Source organism: Amycolatopsis sp. NPDC088138 (assembly GCF_044741685.1).
GTDB lineage: Bacteria > Actinomycetota > Actinomycetes > Mycobacteriales > Pseudonocardiaceae > Amycolatopsis.
Window position 1 is genome coordinate 1,509,015 of record NZ_JBIUTB010000001.1, and the last position, 19,517, is coordinate 1,528,531.

The 19,517-nt window shown below is 71.4% G+C and carries 22 protein-coding genes; 5 read left to right on the forward strand and 17 right to left on the reverse strand.

Annotated features, from left to right (window positions below):
- Positions 1–46: 46 nt before the first annotated feature.
- A complete protein-coding gene (locus tag ACIOD2_RS06795) occupies positions 47–826 on the reverse strand; it encodes an enoyl-CoA hydratase/isomerase family protein (protein WP_400535154.1) in 780 nt (259 codons plus the stop codon).
- Between the two features lie 73 nt (positions 827–899).
- On the opposite strand from ACIOD2_RS06795, the gene ACIOD2_RS06800 reads away from it, so the two are divergent.
- Positions 900–1,685: an alpha/beta fold hydrolase gene (locus ACIOD2_RS06800; RefSeq protein ID WP_400535156.1), complete on the forward strand. Its 786-nt coding sequence runs from the start codon at positions 900–902 to the stop codon at positions 1,683–1,685.
- Here ACIOD2_RS06800 and ACIOD2_RS06805 read toward each other — a convergent pair.
- A complete protein-coding gene (locus ACIOD2_RS06805; RefSeq protein WP_400535157.1) occupies positions 1,682–2,701 on the reverse strand; it encodes a LuxR C-terminal-related transcriptional regulator in 1,020 nt (339 codons plus the stop codon). The genes ACIOD2_RS06800 and ACIOD2_RS06805 overlap by 4 nt on opposite strands.
- An 88-nt stretch (positions 2,702–2,789) precedes the next feature.
- Between ACIOD2_RS06805 and ACIOD2_RS06810 the strand changes: the two genes are divergently transcribed.
- Positions 2,790–3,209, forward strand: coding sequence for a cupin domain-containing protein (locus tag ACIOD2_RS06810; protein WP_400535159.1), 420 nt, complete (start codon positions 2,790–2,792; stop codon positions 3,207–3,209).
- On the forward strand, positions 3,206–3,607 hold the full coding sequence (locus ACIOD2_RS06815) for a DUF1304 domain-containing protein (RefSeq protein ID WP_400535161.1): 402 nt from the start codon (positions 3,206–3,208) through the stop codon (positions 3,605–3,607). The genes ACIOD2_RS06810 and ACIOD2_RS06815 overlap by 4 nt, the downstream gene beginning before the upstream one ends.
- A 206-nt stretch (positions 3,608–3,813) precedes the next feature.
- Here the strand turns inward: ACIOD2_RS06815 and ACIOD2_RS06820 are convergent, their stop codons facing one another.
- From ACIOD2_RS06820 to ruvC, 8 genes are all read right to left on the reverse strand, one after another.
- Positions 3,814–6,168 carry a RelA/SpoT family protein gene (locus ACIOD2_RS06820; protein WP_400535163.1) on the reverse strand — a complete coding sequence of 785 codons (2,355 nt, stop codon included), beginning with the start codon at positions 6,166–6,168 and terminating at the stop codon, positions 3,814–3,816.
- A gap of 193 nt (positions 6,169–6,361) precedes the next feature.
- Entirely contained in the window at positions 6,362–6,880 is a 519-nt protein-coding gene (locus ACIOD2_RS06825; RefSeq protein WP_400535165.1) for an adenine phosphoribosyltransferase, read from the reverse strand.
- Position 6,881: 1 nt separating this feature from the next.
- A complete protein-coding gene (gene secF, locus ACIOD2_RS06830) occupies positions 6,882–8,108 on the reverse strand; it encodes a protein translocase subunit SecF (protein WP_400535167.1) in 1,227 nt (408 codons plus the stop codon).
- Position 8,109: 1 nt separating this feature from the next.
- Entirely contained in the window at positions 8,110–9,927 is a 1,818-nt protein-coding gene (gene secD, locus ACIOD2_RS06835) for a protein translocase subunit SecD (RefSeq protein ID WP_400535169.1), read from the reverse strand.
- Positions 9,928–10,145: 218 nt separating this feature from the next.
- A complete protein-coding gene (gene yajC, locus ACIOD2_RS06840; protein ID WP_400535171.1) occupies positions 10,146–10,574 on the reverse strand; it encodes a preprotein translocase subunit YajC in 429 nt (142 codons plus the stop codon).
- Positions 10,575–10,694: 120 nt separating this feature from the next.
- Positions 10,695–11,768: a Holliday junction branch migration DNA helicase RuvB gene (ruvB, locus tag ACIOD2_RS06845; RefSeq protein ID WP_400535173.1), complete on the reverse strand. Its 1,074-nt coding sequence runs from the start codon at positions 11,766–11,768 to the stop codon at positions 10,695–10,697.
- A 9-nt stretch (positions 11,769–11,777) separates the two neighbouring features.
- The gene (gene ruvA / locus ACIOD2_RS06850; RefSeq protein ID WP_400535175.1) at positions 11,778–12,371 is read right to left on the reverse strand and encodes a Holliday junction branch migration protein RuvA; all 594 of its coding nucleotides are present in this window, start codon (positions 12,369–12,371) and stop codon (positions 11,778–11,780) included.
- Positions 12,368–13,033, reverse strand: coding sequence for a crossover junction endodeoxyribonuclease RuvC (ruvC, locus tag ACIOD2_RS06855; RefSeq protein ID WP_400535177.1), 666 nt, complete (start codon positions 13,031–13,033; stop codon positions 12,368–12,370). Before ruvC ends, ruvA begins: the two co-directional genes overlap by 4 nt.
- 74 nt (positions 13,034–13,107) lie before the next feature.
- On the opposite strand from ruvC, the gene ACIOD2_RS06860 reads away from it, so the two are divergent.
- The gene (locus tag ACIOD2_RS06860) at positions 13,108–13,548 is read left to right on the forward strand and encodes a cupin domain-containing protein (RefSeq protein ID WP_400535179.1); all 441 of its coding nucleotides are present in this window, start codon (positions 13,108–13,110) and stop codon (positions 13,546–13,548) included.
- A gap of 1 nt (position 13,549) precedes the next feature.
- Here the strand turns inward: ACIOD2_RS06860 and ACIOD2_RS06865 are convergent, their stop codons facing one another.
- The 5 genes from ACIOD2_RS06865 to ACIOD2_RS06885 form a co-directional block, all read right to left on the reverse strand.
- Positions 13,550–14,101: a DUF4262 domain-containing protein gene (locus tag ACIOD2_RS06865; RefSeq protein WP_400535181.1), complete on the reverse strand. Its 552-nt coding sequence runs from the start codon at positions 14,099–14,101 to the stop codon at positions 13,550–13,552.
- Between the two features lie 273 nt (positions 14,102–14,374).
- Positions 14,375–15,130, reverse strand: coding sequence for a YebC/PmpR family DNA-binding transcriptional regulator (locus tag ACIOD2_RS06870; RefSeq protein WP_328454281.1), 756 nt, complete (start codon positions 15,128–15,130; stop codon positions 14,375–14,377).
- Between the two features lie 41 nt (positions 15,131–15,171).
- Positions 15,172–15,792: a pyridoxal 5'-phosphate synthase glutaminase subunit PdxT gene (gene pdxT / locus ACIOD2_RS06875; protein ID WP_400535183.1), complete on the reverse strand. Its 621-nt coding sequence runs from the start codon at positions 15,790–15,792 to the stop codon at positions 15,172–15,174.
- Between the two features lie 63 nt (positions 15,793–15,855).
- A complete protein-coding gene (locus ACIOD2_RS06880) occupies positions 15,856–16,176 on the reverse strand; it encodes an AzlD domain-containing protein (protein WP_400535184.1) in 321 nt (106 codons plus the stop codon).
- Complete coding sequence (locus ACIOD2_RS06885) at positions 16,176–16,868, reverse strand: AzlC family ABC transporter permease (RefSeq protein WP_400535186.1); 693 nt, start codon at positions 16,866–16,868, stop codon at positions 16,176–16,178. The genes ACIOD2_RS06880 and ACIOD2_RS06885 overlap by 1 nt, the downstream gene beginning before the upstream one ends.
- A 68-nt stretch (positions 16,869–16,936) precedes the next feature.
- Here ACIOD2_RS06885 and ACIOD2_RS06890 point away from each other — a divergent pair, with 68 nt between their 5' ends.
- Positions 16,937–17,500, forward strand: coding sequence for a helix-turn-helix domain-containing protein (locus ACIOD2_RS06890; protein ID WP_400535188.1), 564 nt, complete (start codon positions 16,937–16,939; stop codon positions 17,498–17,500).
- Between the two features lie 17 nt (positions 17,501–17,517).
- On the opposite strand, the gene pdxS is transcribed toward ACIOD2_RS06890, so the two are convergent.
- A complete protein-coding gene (gene pdxS / locus ACIOD2_RS06895) occupies positions 17,518–18,438 on the reverse strand; it encodes a pyridoxal 5'-phosphate synthase lyase subunit PdxS (RefSeq protein ID WP_400535190.1) in 921 nt (306 codons plus the stop codon).
- A 90-nt stretch (positions 18,439–18,528) separates the two neighbouring features.
- A complete protein-coding gene (locus ACIOD2_RS06900; protein ID WP_400535191.1) occupies positions 18,529–19,512 on the reverse strand; it encodes a DUF5937 family protein in 984 nt (327 codons plus the stop codon).
- Between the last annotated feature and the right edge of the window lie 5 nt (positions 19,513–19,517).

The following is a 19,517-nucleotide window of genomic DNA, read 5'->3' on the forward strand; positions in this document are numbered from 1 at the left end:
TCGCGTAGCGAGACACGGCAGGTCGCGGACCGGCTCGAGGCGCTCGTCAGCCGAAGGTGAAGTTCGGCGGGCGGCGGGCCAGGAACGCGGCGACGCCCTCCGCGTAGTCCTCGCCGTGCAGGGCCTCGGAGCGGATCTCTTCGACCTCCGCGTCCGAGGTCTGCTGGCCGGCGACGATCTTCTCGATGATCCGGTTCATCCCGCGGACCGACGCCTGCGAGCGCGAGCACAGCGTCCGGACGAACTCCAGCGTCGAAGCCTCAAGCTCGTCCGCAGGGAAGACGTCGTTGAGCAGGCCGATCTCGCGGGCGCGGGCCGCGGTGATCAGCTCGCCCGACAGCAGGAAGTACTTCGCGTGCGCCGGGCCGACGAGCGAGACCAGCTGGCGCGTCGAGTCGAAGTGGTAGACGATGCCGAGCTTCGCCGGGGTGATGCCGAACCGCGCGCCCTCGGCGGCGAACCGGAAGTCGCAGGCGACCGAGACCTGGCAGCCGCCGCCGATGCAGTTGCCCTGGATCATCGCGACCGACGGCTTCCGCATCGACGTCAGCGCGGCCACCGCGCCTTCGACGGCCTTGTCGTAGCTCGCCGCGCCGTCGGCGGTGGTGCGCAGCTCGCCGAACTCGCTGATGTCCGCGCCCGCCGAGAAGTGCTTCCCGCCGCCCGCGATCACCAGCACCTTGAGCGCGGGATCGGCCTCGACCTCGCCCACGACGTCGGGGATCGCCGACCACATGCCGTAGGTGATCGCGTTCATCTTCTCGGGCCGGGCGAAGGTCAGCCGGGCGACTTCGCCGTCGCGCGTCAGCTCGAATCCGTCGGTCATATCCGGCACATTAGCTTCTCGCCCTGAGCGAAACCTCGGGTGTGTGACGCGGTCGCGGCGCTAGCTTGGGCCCATGGCGATGATCGAGGTGAACGGGACGACGTTCGGCTACGACGAAGCGGGTGAGGGGCCCGCGGTCGTGCTGCTGCACGCCGCGATCGGCGACCGCAGGATGTGGGAGCCGCAGTTCACCACGCTCGCCGCCACCCACCGGGTGATCCGCTACGACCGCCGCGGCTTCGGCGAATCCGCCGACGGCCTCGGCGAGTTCGCCCACCACGAGGACCTGCTGGCCCTGCTCGATGCCCGGGGGATCGAGCAGGCCACGCTGGTCGGGGCGTCGATGGGCGGCGCGGTCTCGATGGACACCGCGCTCGCCGCGCCGGAGCGGGTCACCCGGCTCGTGCTGCTCGGGTCCGGCCTCACCGGCCACACGTGGCCGGACCACATGCAGGCGGACATCGCCGAGCTGACCCGCGAGGTCGACCCAGCGGACGTCGTGGCCATGTCCGAGGCCAACATCCGGTACCTGGTCGCGGGTCCCGCGCGCGACGTGTCCGTGCTGCCGCCGGAGATGCTCGCGCTGGTGCGGGAGATGTGCGAGCAGGTGTACCACCGCCTGGCCACAGCTCCACAGTGGACGGAACGGATCCCGGACACCCGCCACCGGCTGGCCGAGATCACCACCCCGGCCCAGGTGGTGATCGGCCTGTCGGACGCACTGGGTCTGATCGAGCTTTCCCGGCACCTCGCGAAGTCCCTGCCGAACGCCGAACTCGTGGAGCTGCCCGACACCGGGCACCTGCCCGCGCTCGAACGCCCCGAGGACGTCGACGCGATCCTGCGGAAGGTCCTCTAGGCCAGGAGCTTCGCGGTCAGCTCACCCCGGCTGCGCACCGACACCTTCCCGAACACCGACTTCAGGTGGTCCTGCACGGTGTGCGCCGAGATCGCCAGGCGGGCCGCGATGTCCGATGTGGACCGTCCCGCCAGTACTTCCCGGCAGACGTCCCGCTCCCGGCCGGTCAAGCCGTAGGCCGCGAGCAGCACGCCCAGCAGCTCGGCGCCCGAGGCGCGTTCGATCGTCACGGCCGTCTCGCCGTCGTCGTCCGGAACCAGCCGGCTCGCGTGCAGGAGGATCCAGCCGCCGTGGGCGTCGCGGACGCGGGCGCGGAACGTGCCCGAAGCGGCCGCCCGGGCCCCGACGACCACCGCGCGCAGCAGCACGGCGAACCGGCCCGGGGCGATCTCGTCCAGTTCGGCCCGCCACGCCCCGGCCGCCGCGGTGGCCGCCCGCTGGGTGCCGTCCGCGGCCACCACCACGATCGCCGGGTCGGCCCGCTCCCCCGCGCCGCGCGTGCGCGCGGCCACCCGCGTCGCGGCGGCCAGCGCCGGCGCGATCGACGTCAGGAACCCGACTTCGCGGTCGGTGAACTCGCCGTCGCGCACCAGGCCGGCCGCGCCCCAGGACGTGCCGTCGACGCGGAAGACGACCCGCAGCTCGTGGCCGAGCCCCAGCGGCCGCCAGACCTCGGCGAAGCGCCCGCTGCGTTCGACGTCGCGGCGGGGCAGGTCGGACAGCCGCGCCGCCGGCACCGGCCGCCCGGCCAGTTCGGCGAAGGTGTGCGGCTGGGCGCCGTCGTACTCGTAGGTCGCCAGCAGCGGCTCGTACTCGCCGGGGATCCGGGCGCGGCCGCTGGTCATCGAGCTGATCACCGCGGTGTCCGGGTCGAGCGACGCCCAGCAGGTCAGCTCGGCGGGCACCACGGCCTCGACCAGGTCGATCGCGGCCGCGTGCAGCTCCGCGACGCCGAGACCCGCCGTCGCGAGCGCGGCGATCTCCCGCCGCGCTCCCTGCGCCCGCCCCTCCCACATGGACGCAGTATGCGCCGGGCGCCCGCCGCCGCGGAATCCCAGGATCCGGGGATGGCCGCCCCGCGGGGACGTTCCTAGCGTCGGCGGCATGACCACTCACTTCAGCGCCCCGGGCGAGGGCCCGGAACTCGACACGAAGGACGCGCGGATCACCGTCAAGGTCGGTGGTGAGCACACCGGCGACACCTACGAGGTCTTCGAGGTCGACGCGCACCGCGGCCCGGCCGTCCCGCCGCACGCCGAACCGTGGGCGAAGAGCTTCTACGTGCTGCACGGCCGCATCACCGTCTACGTGGACGGCGAGCTGCACGACCTCGGCCCCGGCGCGGCGATCGGCATCCCGGCCGGCGCGGTCAACACGTTCACCGTGCACACGGCGTCGGCGCGGTTCCTCGCGGTGAGCCTGACCGGCAAGATGGGCCGGTTCTTCCGTGACGCCGACCGGAGCCCGGCCGACCGGATCCCGCAGGTCGCGCTGCGCCACGGCATCAAGCTGGTGGAGCCGTGAACGCCGTCGCGCAGGTCTTCGCCGGCATCGCGGTCCTGGTGCACCTGCTCGCGTTCGCCTGGGAGGTGCTGCTGTTCGAACGGCCCGGGGTGCACCACGGCATCTTCCGCATCCCGAGCGAGAACCTGCCCGCCACCCGGCTGTGGTCGTTCAACGTCGGCTTCTACAACCTGTTCCTCGCCGCGGGCCCGGTAATCGGGCTGGTCCTGCTGCACACCGGCAGCACCGCGGCCGGCCGCGCCCTGGTGCTCTACACCTGCGGGTTCATGGCCCTGGCGGGTGTCGCGCTCGGCGTGTCCGACCTGCGCGCGCTCAGCCGCCCGCGCGGATCGGGACGCGGCGGCGCGCTGGCGCAGACGCTGCCGCCGCTGGTCGTGCTGGTCGCGAGTGCGTTCTAGGACGCAAGTTGTTCGACGCTGGGACGAGGTTCGCCCTCTGAAGCCTCGGCGACGGGTTCCACTTTGGAGGTGGCCCCCTCAGTGCTCGCGGCCATGCCCGCCGGCCGGACGATTCCGCGCTGGACGCACGCTGCCGGACCCCTACCGGTGACGGCGGCGAGCCCGTTCCCACGTCAGCAACTTGCGACGCGCAAAGCCTGGAGGTTCTAGGACGCCGAGGTCACGCGGTAGACGTCGTAGACGCCTTCCACGCCGCGGACCACCTTGAGGACGTGGCCCAGGTGCTTCGGGTCGCCCATCTCGAACGAGAAGCGGCTGACCGCGACCCGGTCGCGGGACGTCGTCACCGAGGCCGACAGGATGTTGACCTTCTCGTCGGCCAGCACCTTCGTCACGTCCGAGAGCAGGCGGTGCCGGTCGAGCGCCTCGACCTGGATGGCCACCAGGAACACCGACGACGCCGAGGGCGCCCACTCGACCTCGACCAGCCGCTCGGGCTGGGACTGCAGGTCACCGGCGTTGGTGCAGTCGGTCCGGTGGACCGAGACACCGCCGCCGCGGGTCACGAAGCCGAGGATCTCGTCGCCCGGCACCGGGGTGCAGCAGCGGGCGAGCTTCGCCCAGACGTCGCTCGCGCCCTTGACCACCACGCCGACGTCGTTGGAGCCGCGGCGCCGGGTGACGGTGGACGGTGTCGCCCGCTCGGCGAGCTCCTCCTCCGCCGCGTCGACCCCGCCGATCAGCGCGACCAGGCGCTGGACGACGTGCTTGGCGCTGGTGTGGCCCTCCCCGACCGCCGCGTACAGCGACGAGATGTCGGCGTGGCGCAGCTCGGTGGCGATCGAGCCCATGGATTCGGCGGAGACGAGCCGCTGGATCGGCAGGCCGACCTTGCGGATCTCCTTGGTGATGGCTTCCTTGCCGCCTTCGATCGCCTCGTCGCGGCGTTCCTTGGCGAACCACTGCCGGATCTTCGCGCGCGCCTTCGGCGAGCCCGCGAACTGCAGCCAGTCGCGACTCGGGCCAGCGTTCTCCGCCTTCGAGGTGAAGATCTCGACGACTTCGCCGTTTTCCAGCTTGCGTTCCAGCGCGACCAGGCGGCCGTTGACACGGGCGCCGATGCAGCGGTGCCCGACCTCGGTGTGCACGGCGTAGGCGAAGTCGACCGGCGTCGACTCGACGGGCAGCGTGATCACGTCACCCTTGGGCGTGAACACGAAGATCTCGCGCGCGGCCAGCTCGTAGCGCAGCGACTCGAGGAAGTCGCCCGGGTCCGCCGCCTCCCGCTGCCAGTCGAGGAGCTGGCGCATCCACGCCATCTCGTCGACGTCCACGGCGTTGCCGTTGTGCGTGCCCTTGGTCTCCTTGTACCGCCAGTGCGCGGCGATGCCGTACTCGGCGGTGCGGTGCATCTCGTAGGTGCGGATCTGCACCTCGAGGGGCTTGCCGTCCGGGCCGATCACCGTGGTGTGCAGCGACTGGTAGACGCTGAACCGCGGCTGCGCGATGTAGTCCTTGAAGCGGCCGGGCACCGGCTGCCACAGCGCGTGGACGACACCCATCGCCGCGTAGCAGTCGCGGACGTCCTCGACCAGGATCCGCACGCCGACCAGGTCGTGGATGTCGTCCAGGTCGCGGCCGCGGACGATCATCTTCTGGTGGATCGAGTAGTAGTGCTTGGGCCGGCCCTCGACCTTCGCGGTGATCCGCGACGAGACGAGGTTGCTGGTCAGGTCCGTGATGACCGAGCGCAGGTAGATGTCGCGCGAAGGCGCGCGGTCGGCGACCAGGCGCACGATCTCGTCGTACTTCTTCGGCTGCAGGATGGCGAACGCGAGGTCCTCCAGCTCCCACTTCACCGTGGCCATGCCGAGCCGGTGCGCGAGCGGGGCGAGGACTTCGAGCGTCTCGCGGGCCTTGCGGGCCTGCTTCTCCGGCGGCAGGAAGCGCATCGTGCGCATGTTGTGCAGCCGGTCGGCGAGCTTGATGACCAGCACCCGCGGGTCCTTGGCCATCGCGATGACCATCTTGCGGATGGTCTCGGCCTCGGCGGACGTGCCGAGCTTGACCTTGTCCAGCTTCGTGACGCCGTCGACCAGCTCGGCGACCTTCTCGCCGAAGTCCGCCTTCAGGCTCTCGACGGCGTAGCCGGTGTCCTCGACGGTGTCGTGCAGCAGCGCCGCGACGAGCGTCGTGGTGTCCATGCCCAGCTCGGCGAGGATCGTGGCGACGGCGAGGGGGTGCGTGATGTACGGGTCGCCGGACTTGCGCCGCTGGCTCCGGTGCAGTTCCTCGGCGACGTCGTAGGCGCGCTGCAGCAGCCCCAGGTCGGCGTTGGGGTGGAGCTCGCGGTGGCTGACCGCCAGGGGTTCGAGGACCTGCTTGACGGGGGCGGCGCGCTGGGCGGTGATCCGCCGGGCGAGCCGGGCGCGCACCCGCCGGGTGGCGGACGGGTTCGGCGCCGCGCCGTTCGGCTTCGGCGGCGCGGGCTGTGCCGCCGCCTGCCCGTTCTGCGGGGTGCCCTCTTGAGCGGGCACCGCGGCGTCGAGCTCCTGGCTCACCCGCACCTCCTGCTGCTCGTGCGGCCTTCGAACCACCAGGGTAGCCGTTCGGGTTCCCCGCCCTGCCGGGTGCGCCCGTTCAGGGTGATGCCAAGCCGCGGACCAGCGGATTCACCCGATCGCCCGGCGTGGCGAAAGCCATGAGGGGCACCTTCACGGCTTTAAGGGCCGTGAAGGTGCCCCTCATGGGACGTCAGCAGACCTGCAGTGCGTGGATCTTCCGGTCCCCCAGCACGCCGCGGCCGCCGAGGGCCGCCAGTTCCAGGACGACCGAGACGCTGTCGACGACCGCGCCCGCGTCCTCCAGGAGCTTGCCCGTGGCCGCGACCGTGCCGCCCGTGGCCAGGACGTCGTCGAGGATCGCGATCCGCTGCCCGGGGTGGACCACCCCGGCCGGCAGCTCGACGGTCGCCGTGCCGTACTCCAGCGCGTAGTCGACCCGGCCCGCGACCTGCGGGAGCTTGCCCGGCTTGCGGATCAGCACCACGCCGAGGCCGCGGGCGTACCCGACGGCCGCCGCCAGCAGGAAACCGCGGGCCTCCACGCCGGCGAGCGCCTCGACGCGAGGGTCGAGGGTGCCCGCCAGCGCGTCGACCACCGCTTTGAAGCCACCCGCGTCCGCGAACAGCGGACTCAGGTCGCGGAACAGCACGCCGGGCTCGGGAAAGTCCGGCACCTCGGCGATCAGGCCGAGGGCCTTCTCCAGCTCCACGTCAGCGCTTCCGCTTCCCGGCCGGCTTGCCCGACGGGCGCTGCTTCTGGATCCGGGCGGGCACGCTCGCCGCGGCGGCGTACGCCTTCTCCTTGCGCAGTTCCTTCGCCAGGGCGTCGTCGTCCGAGGCGTCGAAGTCGTCACCCGCGGCCTTGCGCTCCTGGCTGGCCCGGCGCTGCTGGACCCGCTCGGCCTGCTGCCGGTACTTCGGGTCGCGCATCTTGAAGTCCACCAGCAGCGGTGTCGCCAGCGCGACCGACGACAGGACGCCGACGATCGTGCCCGTGAGCTGCACCAGCGCCAGGTCCTGCAGCGTGCCGGAGCCGAGCAGCAGGTACCCGACGATCAGCAGGCCGAGGATCGGCAGCAGCGCGATGAACGCGGTGTTGAACGACCGCATCAGGGTCTGGTTCAGCGCCAGGTTCGCGGCTTCGCCGAACGTGCGGCGGGTCAGCCCGAGCAGGCCGCGCGTGTTCTCGCGGACCTTGTCGAACACCACCACCGTGTCGTAGAGCGAGAACCCGAGGATCGTCAGGAGGCCGATCACCGTCGCCGGCGTGACCTCGAAACCGACCAGCGAGTACACGCCCGCGGTGACGAAGATGTCGTGCAGCAGCGAAACGAGCGCCGCCGACGCCATCCGGAGGTCGAAGTAGACGGCCAGGAAGATGACCACCGCGACGAGGAACACCAGGAGGGCGATCAGCGCCTTCTGCGAGATCTCGCCACCCCAGGACGCGCTGACCGCGCTGTCACTGATCGCCTGCACGCTCGGCTGGTTGTTGCTGCCGATCGGGCCCAGGTCCTGGAACAGCGTCTGCTTGACCTTGGCGACGTCCGCCGCGTCGAGCACCTCGGAGCGGATCTGGATCGTCGACGCGGCGCCCGTGCCGACCTTCTGCGTCTCCGCGGGCTGGTGGCCGAGCGCCTTCTGGAACGACTCCTTGGCCTGGTCCTCGGTGATCACGCCGTGGACGCCGGCGGACGGCATCTGGATCTGCGTGCCGCCCTCGAACTCGATGCCGAAGTTGAAGCCGCGGAAGATCATCGACGCGAGGCACACCAGCACCAGCACCGCGAAGAAGATGTACCAGCGCTTGCGCTTGCCGACGACGTCGAACGCGCCGGTGCCGACGTAGAGCCGGCGGAAGATGCTGTCCCGCTTGCCGGGTTTCGCCGCGACCTTGGTGTCGCCGTCGGCGTCCCTGCCCAGTTCTTCGACGCCCACGTCAGGCCTCCTTCACGTTCGCGCGGCCGACCGAGGTCGACTTGCGCTGCGAACCCACTTGCTGCACGGCGCCCAGGCCCAGGTACTTCGGGTTGGACAGGAACTTCGACTTCGACGTGGACGCGAGCGCGACCAGCGGGTGCGTGACCAGGTAGACGATCACCAGGTCGAGCACGGTGGACATGCCGAGGGTGAACGCGAAGCCCTGCACGTCGCCGACCGCGATGATGTACAGGATCGCCGCGGCCAGGAAGCTCACCGCGTCCGAGGCCAGGATCGTGCGCTGGGCCCGGGTCCAGCCGCGGGGCACCGCGGACCGGAACGTCCGGCCCTCCCGGATCTCGTCCTTTATTCGTTCGAAGTAGATGACGAACGAGTCCGCCGTGATGCCGATGGCGATGATCAGGCCGGCGATGCCCGCCAGGTCCAGCGTGTAGCCGATCCAGCGCCCGAGCAGCACCAGCACCGCGAACACCAGCGAGAAGGACAGCGCCAGCGACAGGATGGTGAGCACGCCGAGCAGCCGGTAGTAGAACAGGCAGTAGATGAAGACCACCAGCAGGCCGATGCCGCCGGCGAGCAGGCCGGCCTGCAGCGAGGCCAGGCCCAGCGTGGCCGACACCGTGGTCGCGTCCGAGGAGGCGAACGACAGCGGCAGCGAGCCGTACTTCAGGATGTCCGAGAGGTCCTTCGCCTCGGACTGCGTGAACTTGCCGGTGATCTGGGTGTTGCCGTCCAGGATCGCGACCTGGATGTTCGGCGCCGAGACGACCTGCGTGTCGAGCACGAACGCGGCCTGCTGGTTGGTGTTCTTCGAGGTGAAGTCCGCCCAGATCTTGGTGCCCTCGCTCTTGAAGCTGAGGTTCACCACCCACTGGCCGCGCTGCTGGTCGTAGCCCGAGCTCGAGTCGGCGATCTCGGTGCCCGGCAGGAACTCCGGCTCCAGCAGGTACTTGTACGTGTCGTGGTCACCGCAGGCGACCAGCGGCAGCTTGGGGTCGTCGTTGCCCTCGAGGGGGTCCTTGGCGTTCGGCGCGCAGGTGAGCGAGGCCATCGCCTGGGCGACGAGGTCCTGGTTCATGTTGCCGTCCGCGCCGATCAGCTGCGGGTTCTGCCGGACGGCCTTCGCGGCCTGGATCTGCTTGGCCGTGTCGGCGTCGACCGAGCCGTCCACCGGGGCCGGGGCCTGGCTCGACGCGGGCGGCGGGGTGCTGCTGCTCGGCGGGGCCGGGGTGGTGCTCTGCGCCTGCGCGGGCGCGGCGGCCGGGGCACCGCCGCCACCGGCGGCCGGGCTGGTCGGCGGGGCGCTTGAGCCCGCGGTCGACGTGGCCGAAGGCGCGCCCGAGGACGGTGCACCCGAGGAAGGCGCGCCCGAGGCGGGCGGCGTGCTCGGGGTGCCCGAGGCGGGCGGCGGGGTCGTCTGCGGGGGCACCACCGGCTGCGTCGCGTTCGCGACGACCTTGCGGAAGCCCAGCTTCGCCGTCTTGCCCAGGTTCTTCGCCTGGTCACCCTGCTCGCCGGGGACCGTGATGACGACGTTGTTGCCGTCGAGGAGCACCTCGGTGCCGCTGACGCCGATCCCGTTGACACGCCGTTCGATGATCTGGCGCGCCTGGTTCAGGGACTCCCGGGTGGGCTGGCCACCGTCCGGGGTACGGGCCGTGAGGGTGACCCGGGTGCCGCCTTGCAGGTCGATGCCCAGCTTCGGGGTCGGCTTGTGGTTGCCGGTGAGGAACACCAGCCCGTAAAGCACGATCACGATCAGGGCGAAGAAGGCGAGATAGCGTCCCGGGCGGAGATGCCCGGCCGATGATGCCACGGTGGATCGGTCTCCTCGGACTGGTTACGCAGGCGTAGCGGTGCCCGCCCGGAGGTTTCCGGGCCGGGACTGTGTGCGATTCACTCCCGGGCACGGGTATGACGGCGGACACGCACGCAGCACCGAGACACTACTCGGTGCTGCGTGAGCCCGGCGTTGCGGCCACACCGACTTTCGTCGGAGGTTTCGCGCCCTGCCCAGGGGATGCCGCGAGGGCCTTACTTCTTGCCGTGCTCCAGCGGCGGCGCGACCTGCGCGGTCGTCTGCGGCTCGTCGTCCTTGATGCCGTTGCCCGACTGGATGATCGACTCCTCGGCCGGCGCGTCGGAGGACGTCACCGGCGTCACGACCTCTTCGTCGACGGAGTCTTCGTCGGTCTCGACAACGGGCTCGACCTTCTCGCGGACGGCCAGCCGCAGCCAGGTGGTGACGACGCCCGGGGCGATCTCGATGTCGATCGTGTTGTCACCCGAGGTGTCGGCGACGGTGCCGTAAAGACCGGAAGTGGTCATCACGCGGTCACCGGGCGCCAGGCTGCTCTGCAGGTCCTGCTGCGCCGCCTGCTGCTTCTTCTGCTTGCGCGAGCTCATGATCAGCGGCACCGCGAGGACGAGCACCAGCAGCAGGGGCAGCAATAGACTTTGCATGATTCTCCGTTCGACGGACAACGGGCCCAGCCGAAATGTCCGTTTCTTTGGGTGTGTGCTCCTGCCAAGTGTGCCAGGTACCGGCGCGGAGGCCAGCACCCACCCGCCGGTCCGGCCCGTTCAGTCCTGCTCGAACGACGCCGGTCCGCCCTGGTCCGGGCGCCCCGGGTGATCGGCGGGCGGCACCAGGCCGAGGTGTTCCCACGCGGTCGCGGTCGCGACCCGGCCACGCGGGGTGCGGGCGAGCATACCGGCGCGCACGAGGTAGGGCTCACACACCTCTTCCACGGTCGTCGCCTCCTCCCCCACGGCCACCGCCAGCGTCGAGATGCCGACCGGCCCGCCGCCGAAGGACTTGGTCAGCGCGGTGAGCACGGCCCGGTCGAGCCGGTCGAGGCCCAGCTCGTCGACGTCGTAGACGGCCAGCGCGGCCCGGGCGATCTCGACGGTCACCTTGCCGTCGGCCCGCACCTCGGCGTAGTCGCGGACGCGCCGCAGCAGCCGGTTCGCGATCCGGGGCGTGCCCCGCGAGCGGCCGGCGACCTCCGCGCTGGCGTCGCGGTCGATCGTGATGTCGAGGATCGTCGCCGCGCGGCGGACGACCAGGTCCAGCTCGGTGTCGGTGTAGAACTCCATCTGGCCGGTGAAGCCGAACCGGTCGCGCAGCGGCCCGGTCAGCGAACCGGACCGGGTGGTCGCCCCGACCAGGGTGAACGGCGCGATCTCCAGCGGGATGCTCGTGGCGCCGGGGCCCTTGCCGACCACGACGTCGACCCGGAAGTCCTCCATCGCCAGGTAGAGCATCTCCTCGGCGGGGCGGGCGATCCGGTGGATCTCGTCGATGAACAGGACGTCACCGGGCGCGAGGTTGGACAGCATCGCGGCCAGGTCGCCGGCCCGCTCCAGCGCCGGGCCGGAGGTGATCCGGATGGCCGCGCCCAGCTCGGCCGCGACGATCATCGCCATCGACGTCTTGCCCAGCCCGGGCGGCCCGGAGAACAGCACGTGGTCGGGCGGCACCCCCCGGCGGCGCGCGCTCTCCAGCACCAGCTCCAGCTGCTCGCGCACGCGCGGCTGGCCGATGAACTCGTCGAGCTTCCGGGGCCGGAGCGTGCCCTCGATGTCCCCGTCACCACTCTGGGCCCACGCCGAGAGGGCGTCGTCCTCTTCCTCGGTCACGGCCTCATGGTCCATCAAGACGCCCTACCGCTTCCGGCCGAGGGTGGTCAGCGAGGCACGCAGCACGCTGGAGGTCGTGTGCCCGTCGCCGTCGGCGAGGACCTTGTCCACGGCCTGCTCGGCCTGCTTCGCCGGGAACCCGAGCCCGGCCAGCGCCTCGACGACCTCCGCGCGCAACGCGCCCGGCGCGCTGACGGCCGGCGCGTCGCCGGAACCGAGCGCGGTGACCTTGTCGCGCAGCTCCAGGGTGAGCCGCTCGGCGCCCTTGCGGCCGATGCCGGGCACCGAGGTGAGCACGGTGATGTTGCCTTCCACCAGCGCACCGCGCAGCTTGTCGGGGTCGAGGACGGCGAGGGTGGCCAGCGCCAGCCGCGGCCCGATCCCGGACACCGTCTGCAGCAGGCCGAACAGCTCCCGCGCGTCGGCGTCGGCGAACCCGAACAGGGTCAGCGAGTCCTCGCGGACGATGAGCGCGGTGTGCAGCCGGGTCTCCTCGCCGCGGCGCAGGGTGGCCAGGGTCGCCGGGGTGGCCTGCACGGCGAGGCCCACCCCGCCGACCTCGACCACGACGTGGTCCAGGGCGACCGAAAGGACTTCTCCGCGTACCGACGAGATCATCGTGCTGCTCCAGGGTTCTCGACCGCGGGACTCGGCACCGCGGGCTTCTTCACCAGTGATTGCTTGGCCGGGAGTTTCTTGGCCACGGGCTTGCGGACCGTGGCCTGTTTCGCGGCCGCGGCCAGCCGAGCCTTGTGCGTGCGGGCCATCTCGGCCGCGCGGGCTTCGGCCTCGGCGAGCCGGGCCCGCATCGGCTCCCGCCAGAGGTGGCAGATGGCCAGCGCGAGCGCGTCCGCGGCGTCGGCGGGGTGCGGTGCGACCTCGAGGTTGAGCAGCCGCATGACCATGGCCGTGACCTGGGCCTTGTCCGCCCGTCCCGAACCGCTGACCGCGGCCTTGACCTCACTCGGGGTGTGGAACACGACCGGCAGGCCCCGGCGCGCGGCGGCCAGCGCGACGACACCGCCCGCCTGCGCGGTGCCCATCGCCGTGCGGACGTTGTGCTGCGCGAACACCCGCTCGACGGCGACCGCGGCCGGCTTGTACCTGTCCATCCAGCGCTCGACCTCGTCGGAGATGCCGAGCAGCCGGTGCGCGAGATCCGCGTCGGGCGGCGTCCGCACGACGTCCACGGCCACGCACCGGACGGACCGGCCCTTGCCGCCGTCGACCACGCCCAGGCCGCACCTGGTCAGACCGGGGTCGACCCCGAGCACCCGCACGCTGTTGTCCTCCCGTCGCGAACATCAGTTCGAGCTTGCAGGCTACTGGGCGGCACTGCGGCAGGATGGCTGACATGCCGGAGCCATCGGATTTCATCACCCACCTGGGACTTCAGCCGCTGCCGGTGGAGGGCGGCCGGTGGGCGCAGAGCTGGCGCTCGGACACCGGGTCCGCGATCTACTACCTGCTCGTCGCGCCCGAGCTCTCCGCGCCGCACCGGCTGGACCGGGTCGAGGTGTACGCCCACCACGCGGGCGCGGCGGCCGCGATGCTGCTGCTGCACCCGGACGGCTCGGTCGAGCGGCCCGTTCTCGGCACGGACGTCGCGGCCGGGCAGCGGCCGCAGGTCGTGGTGCCCGCCGGGACCTGGCAGGCGACCGTCACGCTGGGCGCGTGGAGCCTGCTGGGCACGGTCGTGGTGCCGCCCTACACCGACGACAGCGTGGAGTTCGCGACGGCGGCCGACCTCGCCGCGGAGTACCCGTCAGCGGCCGCCGACCTGCGGAAGTTCTGAATCAGGGACCGTCGACGCCGGGGGTCCAGCTCTCGGGGTCGCCGCTCTCGGTGAGCACGAGCTGCCACTTCGCGAAGCCCTCGGGCGCGTCGGGGTGCCACGGGAACTTGCCCTCCGGCGTGGCGACGATCAGCTGCAGGGCCGGGAAGTCGCCGTCCGGGTAGATGAGGAACGCGGTGCCGAAGTACTCGGGGTAGTGCCCCTTGGCGACCCGCTCGAGGACCACCGGGACGCCGTCGAAGAAGTCGTCGTAGCGGTGGCCGACCTCGAAGATCTCGCCGTTGGCGGCGCGGTCGACGTAGGCGTCGAGCAGGACCTGGCCCATCTGCTCGGGCAGCCCCACGACGACGGCCTCGGGCACGTTGTGCAGCGCCCACGCGCAGGCGGTGAAGCAGTAGCCGGCGCCCTCGTCGTCGCCGGCGACCGTGACGACGGCGTTCCCGCGTTCCTTCGCCTGCGTCTCGATCCATTCGAGCAGGCGCTGCTCGTCCGCCGTCAGGTCGGCGGTGAGTTCGGCGGATGCGGCGGGCGTCGTCGAGGTCACGGCGCACATTCTGCCTGACGAGTCCGCCGGCGCCCAGTACCCGGGCCCGGAAAGTTGCCGGATCGGGCCGGGATGCGTTGCGGGGCAAGGAAAAAGAAATGCGCCGCGGGATGTCCCGCGGCGCATTTCTTTTTGCTGTGGTGCTCAGCCGACTTCGGCGAGCACCTCGTCCGAAACGTGGAATGCAACACCGTGCGTAGACGTTCTCGGGGCCAAGCAGCCCGAAAGCCGCCACTCGGTTCCGTACCCTGGTGGCGGCCTTCGAGACATGCCCGTTCGTCGTCAGCCGACTTCGGCGAGCACCTCGTCCGAAACGTCGAAGTTCGCGTAGACGTTCTGGACGTCGTCGCAATCCTCGAGCGCGTCGATCAGCTTGAAGACCTTCTTCGCGCCGTCCGCGTCCAGGGGGACGCTGACCGTCGGGAGGAACGTCATCTCCGCCGACTCGTACTCGAACCCGGCCTCCTGCAGTGCCTTGCGCACCGGGACCAGGTCGCCGCCCTCCGAAACGATCTCGAAGCTCTCGTCGAGGTCGTTGACCTCCTCGGCGCCCGCGTCGAGGACCGCCATCAGGACGTCGTCCTCGGTGGCGTCCGCCTTCGGCATGATCACGACGCCCTTGCGGTTGAACATGTAGGCGACCGAACCCGGGTCGGCGAGGGAGCCGCCGTTGCGGGTGAGCGCGGTGCGGACCTCCATCGCGGCCCGGTTCTTGTTGTCGGTGAGGCACTCGATCAGCACCGCCACGCCGTTGGGGCCGTAACCCTCGTACGTGATGTTCTGCCAGTCGGCGCCGCCGGCCTCTTCACCGCCACCGCGCTTGCGGGCCCGCTCGATGTTGTCCTGCGGAACCGAGTTCTTCTTCGCCTTCTGGATGGCGTCGTAGAGCGTGGGGTTGCCGTCCGGGTCGCCACCACCGGTGCCGGTCCGCGCGGCCACCTCGATGTTCTTGATCAACCGAGCGAAGAGCTTGCCGCGCTTCGCGTCGAGGTTGGCCTTCTTGTGCTTCGTGGTGGCCCACTTGGAGTGGCCGCTCATCTCTCCTCCATCTGTTCCGTACCCCGGCCGGGCACCGCGTCTCAGGCCGTCTGCCGCACGAGGTCGACGAACAGCCGGTGCACCCGCACGTCGGGCGTCAGTTCCGGGTGGAACGCGGTCGCCAGCACCGCCCCTTGCCGGACCGCGACGATCCTAGCGGTCTCCTCGCCCAGGCCGGGCACGCCGCTGACCGTGGCCAGCACCTCGACGCCGTCACCGGCCTTCTCGACCCACGGGGCCCGGATGAACACGGCGTGCACTCCACCGCCGTCCACCCCGGCGAAATCGAGGTCGGCTTCGAACGAATCGACCTGCCTGCCGAAGGCATTGCGCCGGACGACCACGTCGAGGCCGCCGAGCTGCTGCTGGTCCGGCCGCCCGTCGAGGGTCTGGCGCGCCAGCAGGATCATCCCGGCGCACGAGCCGAACGCGGGCAGCCCGCCGGCGATCCGCTCGCGCAGGGGCTCCAGCAGCTCGAACGTCTCGAGCAACCGGGACATCGTGGTCGACTCGCCACCGGGCAGCACCAGACCGTCCACTTCGGACAGCTCGGTGGCCCGGCGCACCGGGATCGCCCGCGCGCCCGCCTCTTCCAGCATCGCGACGTGCTCGCGCACGGCGCCCTGCATGGCGAGCACACCGACGACCGGCTTGGACGACACCCAACCTCCCGAAAGACCCTTCCCACCAGCCTAGACGCACTCCCGCGACAGCGGAGCGGCAGGTCAGGGGACCCCGGCGAGGCGGAGCAGCGCCGCCGTGGCCGCCGCCGCGATGACCACCACCACGAACGGGGCCTTGCGCCAGGCCAGCACTCCCCCGACCAGGACCCCCGCCGGCCGGGCGAACCCGGCGAACGAGTGCTCTTCGGTGAACGCGCTGACCGCGACCAGCGCGGCCAGCAGCACGACCGCGCCGAGCACCATGAGCCGTTCGGCCTTCGGCGAGAGTTTCACCCGTTCGCGCAGCACCGGTCCGGCGAGGCGGAAGGCGAAGGTGCCCAGGGCCAGCACGACCGTGCCGATGATCAGTTCGGTGCCGTCCATCAGCCGACCTCCTGCTTCTCGGGTTCGCGAGCCGCAACGCCGGCGAGCACGCCCACGAGGGCGAGCAGCACCGGCACCCCGGCGGGCACGAACGGCACCGCCGCCAGCGCGATGACGACGCCGAGCAGCACCGGCAGCCGCGCCGCGCGGTCGCGCAGGGAGGGCAGCACCAGGGCCAGCAGGACGGCGGGGAACGCCGCGTCCAGCCCGAACGCGTCGGTGTCGCTGATCGCGCTGCCCGCGGACGCCCCGATCACCACGCCGATGTTCCAGCAGGTGAACAGGCCCAGCCCGCAGGCCCAGTAGGTCGCGCGACGCCGGTGCATCTCCTCCTGGGCCAGCGCGAACGCGACCGTCTCGTCGCTCATCAGGTGGCTGCCGGCCAGCCGCGCCCCCCACCGCTTGCCGAGGACGTCGCCGATGGCGAACCCGAACGGCAGGTGCCGCGCGTTGACCAGCAGCCCGGCCAAGACCGCGGCGAACGGGTTGCCGCCGGAGGCCACGATCCCGATGAACATGAACTGCGACGCCCCCGCGAAGACCAGCAGGGACATCAGCATCGGCGCCCAGATCGGGAAGCCGGAGCCCACCGCGATCGCGCCGTAGGAGACCCCCACGAGACAATCGGCCAAGCAGACCAGGCCGATGTCCCGGGCGAGAGCCCGGTCGAGTGTTCGCCATATCGAACGCATGTGTTCTATGGTGAACACAGGCACCCGTGTTCGTCAAGGCGAACGTACAGACCGATGGAGCGAACGGCATGTCGCAGGAAACCACCGGCGCGCCGCTGGAGATCATCGCGGCGTCGCTGCGCCGCGAACGGACCCGCGCGGGCCTGTCCCTGACCGAAGTGGCCCGCCGCGCGGGCCTGGCCAAGTCGACGCTCTCGCAGCTGGAGTCCGGTACCGGCAACCCCAGCGTCGAGACGCTCTGGGCCCTCGGCGTCGCGCTCGACGTGCCGTTCTCACGGCTGGTGGAGCCGGACCGGCCGAAGGTCCGGGTGATCCGGGCCGGCAAGGGGCCCACGGTGTTCGCCGAACACGCCGACTACGCGTGCACGCTGCTGTCGGCGTGTCCCCCCTCGGCCCGGCGGGACATGTACCTGATCCGCGCCGAGCCGGGCACACCGCGGCGGTCCGACCCGCACATGACCGGCGTGATGGAGCACATCGTGCTGTGCGCCGGACGCGCCAGGGTGGGCGTGCTGGAGGCGCCGGAGGAGCTGCTCCCCGGCGACTACATCGCCTACCCGGGCGACGTCCCGCACATCTTCGAAGCCCTCGAGCCGGGCACCTACGGCGTCGAGATCTCCGAGTACATCTAGGAAGTACGTCTAGGGAGTCACCAGCCGCGGTCGGCGAGGCGGTGCGGCTCCGGCAGCTCTTCGACGTTGATGCCGACCATGGCCTCGCCGAGGCCGCGCGAGACCTTGGCCAGCACGTCCGGGTCGTCGTAGAAGGTCGTGGCCTTGACGATCGCCTCGGCGCGCTGGGCCGGGTTGCCGGACTTGAAGATGCCGGAGCCGACGAACACGCCCTCGGCGCCGAGCTGCATCATCATCGCCGCGTCGGCCGGGGTGGCGATGCCGCCTGCGGTGAACAGCACCACCGGGAGCTTGCCGGCCTGCGCCACCTCCTTCACCAGCTCGTACGGCGCCTGCAGCTCCTTCGCCGCGACGAACAGCTCGTCCTCCGGCAGCGACGTCAGCTTGCGGATCTCGCCGCGGATCCGGCGCATGTGCGTGGTGGCGTTGGAGACGTCGCCGGTGCCGGCCTCACCCTTGGAGCGGATCATCGCCGCGCCCTCGGTGATCCGGCGCAGGGCCTCGCCGAGATTGGTCGCGCCGCAGACGAAGGGGACGGTGAACGCCCACTTGTCGATGTGGTTGGCGTAGTCGGCCGGGGTGAGCACCTCGGACTCGTCCACGTAGTCGACGCCGAGGGACTGCAGCACCTGCGCCTCGACGAAGTGGCCGATGCGCGCCTTAGCCATCACCGGGATCGAGACGGCCTCGATGATGCCGTCGATCAGGTCGGGGTCGCTCATCCGCGCGACACCGCCCTGCGCGCGGATGTCGGCGGGCACGCGCTCCAGCGCCATCACCGCGACCGCGCCGGCGTCTTCGGCGATCTTCGCCTGGTCGGCGGTGACCACGTCCATGATCACGCCGCCCTTGAGCATCTCGGCCATGCCGCGCTTCACCTTGGCGGTGCCGGTGACGGACTGGACGGTGCCTCTGGAGGTGGTCTGCTGCTCGGACACGACGGGGCCTTTCCACAAGAAGAACAGGGGGTGACGACTCCGAGCGTAGGTCGGCGGTGGCCCCTTCAAGCAGGCCAGTACACGGCTATCTCAGGAGTCCACTTCCGGCACGCCGCCGACCAGGACCTCCGCGGCCCGGGTGCGTGCGTAGAGCACGTGACGTCCGGCACGATGCCCGCTGACCAGGCCCGCGGCCTTGAGCACGCCGAGGTGCTGCGACACGGCCCCGGCACTGAGCCGGGTCCGGCGGGCCAGTTCCGAAGTGGACGCCGGTGCGGCCAGCTCGGCCAGCAGCAGGGCCCGGCCGCGGCCCACCACGGCGGCCAGCGCACCCGGCGCGACGGCGGTGCCGGTCTCCCACAGCGTCGCGATCCCGCGCGGCGGGTACCGCAGCACCGGCTGCCAGCGCGGGTCGGTCTTGGAGAACACCCGCGGCCAGACGAACGCCGAGGGCACCAGCACCAGGCCGCGCCCGTCGAGCGGGACGGCGGCGTGCAGGTGCCGGTGCGCCACCGAGAGCGTGCCGCCCCGCCACCGGACCATCGGGGTGAGGTCGTTGAACAGCTCGGCGGCCCCGCCGCGGGCCAGCAGCCGCGACCGGTGCAGCACGTCGGCCTCGAGCAGCGCCCGGATCCGGGGCCAGTCGGGCGCCAGCACGAGGTCCCAGTACGCCTCCATCAGCGTCGCGAGCCGCTCGAGACCCGCTTCCGGGTCGCGGTGGAAGCGGTTCAGCGCGGGCGAACGCGGCACGGCCATCGCGTCCACCTCGCGCCGGACGAGGCGGGCCGGCACGTCGCGGAGGTCGGCGAGCTCGTCGGCCAGCTCCGGCAGCGGGGTCGAGGGCGTGCCCGCCAGGAAGCCCGGCAGGTGCCGGACGGGCACCAGCTCGCGCAGGAGCGAGATGTCCAGCCCGGCCTGGTCGAGCGCCGCCGTGGCGCGCTTGACCCACGGCAGGTGCAGCGCGTGCTCCCCCGGCTGGTTCAGGACGCGGACGCTCGCCACGATCTCCCACGCGGGTGAGAACGCGAACCGGGTGTGCGCCAGGTCCTCTGTGGAGAATGCCAGGTCGAGCACGCGCT

What these genes read in the sequence shown, in the direction of transcription:
- ACIOD2_RS06795 (WP_400535154.1), bottom strand. Translation starts at nt 826, where the DNA reads ATGACCGACGGATTCGAGCTGACGCGCGACGGCGAAGTCGCCCGGCTG.
- ruvA (WP_400535175.1), bottom strand. Translation starts at nt 12,371, where the DNA reads ATGATCTCGTCGGTACGCGGAGAAGTCCTTTCGGTCGCCCTGGACCAC.
- ACIOD2_RS06870 (WP_328454281.1), bottom strand. Translation starts at nt 15,130, where the DNA reads ATGAGCGGCCACTCCAAGTGGGCCACCACGAAGCACAAGAAGGCCAAC.
- ACIOD2_RS06880 (WP_400535184.1), bottom strand. Translation starts at nt 16,176, where the DNA reads ATGGACGGCACCGAACTGATCATCGGCACGGTCGTGCTGGCCCTGGGC.
- yajC (WP_400535171.1), bottom strand. Translation starts at nt 10,574, where the DNA reads ATGCAAAGTCTATTGCTGCCCCTGCTGCTGGTGCTCGTCCTCGCGGTG.
- ACIOD2_RS06860 (WP_400535179.1), top strand. Translation starts at nt 13,108, where the DNA reads ATGCCGGAGCCATCGGATTTCATCACCCACCTGGGACTTCAGCCGCTG.
- ACIOD2_RS06805 (WP_400535157.1), bottom strand. Translation starts at nt 2,701, where the DNA reads ATGTGGGAGGGGCGGGCGCAGGGAGCGCGGCGGGAGATCGCCGCGCTC.
- ruvB (WP_400535173.1), bottom strand. Translation starts at nt 11,768, where the DNA reads ATGGACCATGAGGCCGTGACCGAGGAAGAGGACGACGCCCTCTCGGCG.
- ACIOD2_RS06890 (WP_400535188.1), top strand. Translation starts at nt 16,937, where the DNA reads ATGTCGCAGGAAACCACCGGCGCGCCGCTGGAGATCATCGCGGCGTCG.
- ACIOD2_RS06865 (WP_400535181.1), bottom strand. Translation starts at nt 14,101, where the DNA reads ATGTGCGCCGTGACCTCGACGACGCCCGCCGCATCCGCCGAACTCACC.
- ACIOD2_RS06885 (WP_400535186.1), bottom strand. Translation starts at nt 16,868, where the DNA reads ATGCGTTCGATATGGCGAACACTCGACCGGGCTCTCGCCCGGGACATC.
- ACIOD2_RS06800 (WP_400535156.1), top strand. Translation starts at nt 900, where the DNA reads ATGGCGATGATCGAGGTGAACGGGACGACGTTCGGCTACGACGAAGCG.
- ACIOD2_RS06810 (WP_400535159.1), top strand. Translation starts at nt 2,790, where the DNA reads ATGACCACTCACTTCAGCGCCCCGGGCGAGGGCCCGGAACTCGACACG.